Below are 3,241 nucleotides of genomic sequence, written 5' to 3' on the forward strand. Positions count from 1 at the left end.
GGTCGGGAGGGAGCCGATTCGGACGGGCGGACGGGGTGTCATCCCCAGTTGCCCACCAGCGGGATGTCGCCCGGGTTGCCGAACTTCCTGCTGTAGACCACCAGGTCGGAGTTCTCGGCGGCCCCGTAGAAGGTCTGGTCGCCGGGCCGGTACACGCCGATGGTCTCCTTGCCGCTGCCGTCCCAGTCGCCCTTGACCGGGCGGTCGCCGGGGTTGCCGAACCTGACGCCCGGGCGCGGGTGTTCCGTCTCGTTGGAGTCGTTCAGGTAGAAGGTCTGGGTCTGCGGGTCGTAGACGGCGACGGTGGTGGTGCCGTTGCCGTCCCAGTCGCCGACCAGCGGCTTCCAGCCCTCGTTGCCCAGCTTGATCCGGTACCTGACGGTGGCGTTGTCGTCCGACAGGTAGAAGTACTGGTCGCTGGGCCGGTAGACGCCGACCGTGCTCCGCCCCTGCCCACTCCAGTCGCCGACCAGCGGGACGTCACCGGGGGCCCCGAACGGGAAGGTGGCGGCCACGGTGGCGTTGTCGTAGGACAGTTGGAAGGTCGCGGTGTCGCGGTGGTAGACGCCGACGGTGTCGGTGCCCGGCCCGTTCCAGTGGCCCGTCAGCGGGACGACGTCGCCGCCCCCGCCGCCGAACACGGCCTGGCCGGTGTACCAACCGTTGTGGGCGGCCTGGCCGAAGCTGCCGTCCGAGGGCCGGTACACGCCCACCGAGGCGGGCGCCGGCGTGGGCGTGGCGTCGACCACGGCCTTGCCGATCCTCTTCTGCGCCGCGACGGTCAGCGGCACCTTGTTCGGCTGGTCCGGGCCGAGCCAGCGGAAGTTCTGCAGGTAGACGACGCGGGGGTCCTGCGCGGCGATCGCGCGGTACTCGACGTTGTACGCCGCGATGTCGGCGTCGGTCTTGCCGGAGTAGCAGCCGTCGGCGACCCGGTACTCGTTGGTGGACTCCGGGAAGAGCATCAGGTGCTGGTCCGGCGAGGAGAGGAAGGTCTTCAGGTTCGCCAGCAGCCGCTGGATCTCGCCGCGGCCCTCGCAGTAGTAGTCGAAGCCGACGATGTCGACCGTGGACGGGATCGGCGCGGTCTGCTCGGCGTTCCAGCGGTCGAGGCTCATGATCAGCGTCTTGTCCGGGAACGCGGCCCTGATCTGCTCCGCCTGCGTCTGGACCTGCGCGGGGCTCAGGCCGTGCGAGTAGGGCTCGTCGCTCACGTCGACGGCGCCGATCTTGTCGATGTTCGACCCGATGCGCCGCACCAGGTCCAGGAGGTTCCGCGCGGCGTTCGGGTTCGGGTCGACGGCCCAGGAACCCGGCGCACGCGGGACCACCGTCTCCTGGTTGAGGTCGATCACGCAGGCGGCCGGCCGGCACTGGTCCAGGAACTCCAGGCGGGGGTCCTGGTCGCGCAGGTAGTTGTTGAAGTTGGTCCACTGCGCCACCTCCGGCGCGTGGTTGGCGCTGAAGTTCGGCTCGTTCGGGTCCCGGATGTCGAAGAACCCGTAGTAGCCGAGCCCGCCCAGCATGGAGACCCGCAGGTCGTCCGCCGTGGTGACCTGGCCGGCCGCCGAGTGGTGGGCGCCGAGCGAGACGTAGCCGTCGCGGGGCAGCTTGGCGGCGGTACGGCCGGAGAACACCGTCGTGCCGTTGACCCTGACGGTCGCCTGCTGCCGGTCGCCGGTCGCCAGCGCGGCCGACACCTCGTAGGAGCCGGCCGGCGGGACGGCGGGCAGCGCGGTCGGGGTGCCGCCCTGGAAGAGCGTCAGCCCGCCGTCGGCCTGGACGCGCAGGCCGAGCGCGATGTCCTCGGCGTCGACGGCGCCCGTACCGCCCGAGGCGTTGCCGACGGCGAGGGAGGCCCAGTCCTGGCCGGAGGTGCTGCCGACCACGGGGGTCAGGACGGCGTGCACCGTGTAGGCGCCGCTCTGGACGTCCGAGGTGGCCGGCTTGTCGAGGCGGACAGCCGAGGTGCCCTTGGGGAAGGAGAGCACGTTCGGGTGGGCCGGGCTGTTGACCTGCACCGAGCCCGCCGGCGGGTCGAGGGCCAGGCCCTTGACGCCCGACACGGCGGTGTAGTTGGCGGAGATCAGGCTCGGCTGGCGGGCAGCCAGGTCCTGGTTGAGGCCGTGGTCGGCGGTGGCGTTGGGCGCGCCGTCGAAGGTGTCGACGAACGGCTTGGCGCTGCGGGTGGCGCTGGTGTCGATCCGGCTGACGTTCAGGCCGTGGCCGGCGCCGTCACCGAAGGTGGTGACGCGGTTCGGGTCGGAGAGGTACGCGCCGAGGTAGAGGAACTCGCTGCCCGGCCAGCGGGTCACCCCGGCCGGCGCGGAGACGGTGAACGGGGTGCCGTTCACCGTCAGGGTGACGGCGCGGTCGGCGCCGGTGGAGACGGTGAGCGAGACGGCGTACTGCGCCGTGGGCGCCACCGTGCCGGTCCAGAAGGGGTTCTCACCGCCGCCACCGTGGAAGAGGGCGAGCTTGCCGCCCGAGGTGACGGTCAGGCCGAGGTCGACGTCGCCGCCGGTGACGTAGCCGTTGCCGCGGTGGCTGCGGCTCAGCACGATCGAGCCCCAGTCGGCGCCGCCGGTGTCGCCGACGACCGGGTCGACCACCGTCGAGACGGTGTAGTGGCCGGTGCCGTCCGCGACGGCGGGCGCGCCGAGCATGATCGCGGAGACGCCCTTGGCGAACAGCAGCTTGTCGGGGTGGTCCGGATGACTGGTCTGGACGAACCACTGGTCGGGCGCGGTCGAGGTGTCCCAGCGGCCGGAGACCCGGGTGTAGGAGATCCCGTGCTGCCCGGCCGGGGGCGACTGCCGGGCGTCGAGGCCGACGTTCAGCCCGTACAGCGGGTCGGTGTCCTGGGCCGGGTCCAGCCGGAAGGTGTCCGCGAAGGCGCGCGTGGTGGTGAGGTCCACCGGGGCCGGGCCGGACCCGTCACCGGCCGGTGCGCCGGGCGCCGAGCCGGCGGGTGCTGAGCCGCTGGGTGCTGAGCCGGCGGGTGCGGCGGCCGCCGTGGTGGGTGCGAGGCCCGCGGGCAGCAGTGCCAGCGCGAGCGCCGAGGCGCCGGCGAGCAGCCCGCGGCCCAGGCGTTGAGTGAGTATCACCGAGTGTTCGTCTCCCGGTCGTCGAATCGGCGACGCGGGTGTGCGCCCCCGAGGGGAGAGCGGACACAGCGGTGTCGTACCCCAGCTCAGCGACCTTCCCCCCGGGCGGGATCATAGAGGGTGGGTACGAACGG

1 protein-coding gene is annotated in these 3,241 nt (G+C 72.3%); it reads right to left on the bottom strand.

The features are described 5' to 3' along the window. Positions 1-38: 38 nt before the first annotated feature. Positions 39-3,107, bottom strand: a complete 3,069-nt coding sequence (locus ACFU7Z_RS38030; RefSeq protein WP_380782675.1) for a hypothetical protein — start codon at positions 3,105-3,107, stop codon at positions 39-41. Positions 3,108-3,241: the final 134 nt, after the last annotated feature.

It is taken from the genome of Kitasatospora sp. NPDC057518 (assembly GCF_042802075.1).
In the GTDB taxonomy this organism is placed as follows: domain Bacteria; phylum Actinomycetota; class Actinomycetes; order Streptomycetales; family Streptomycetaceae; genus Kitasatospora.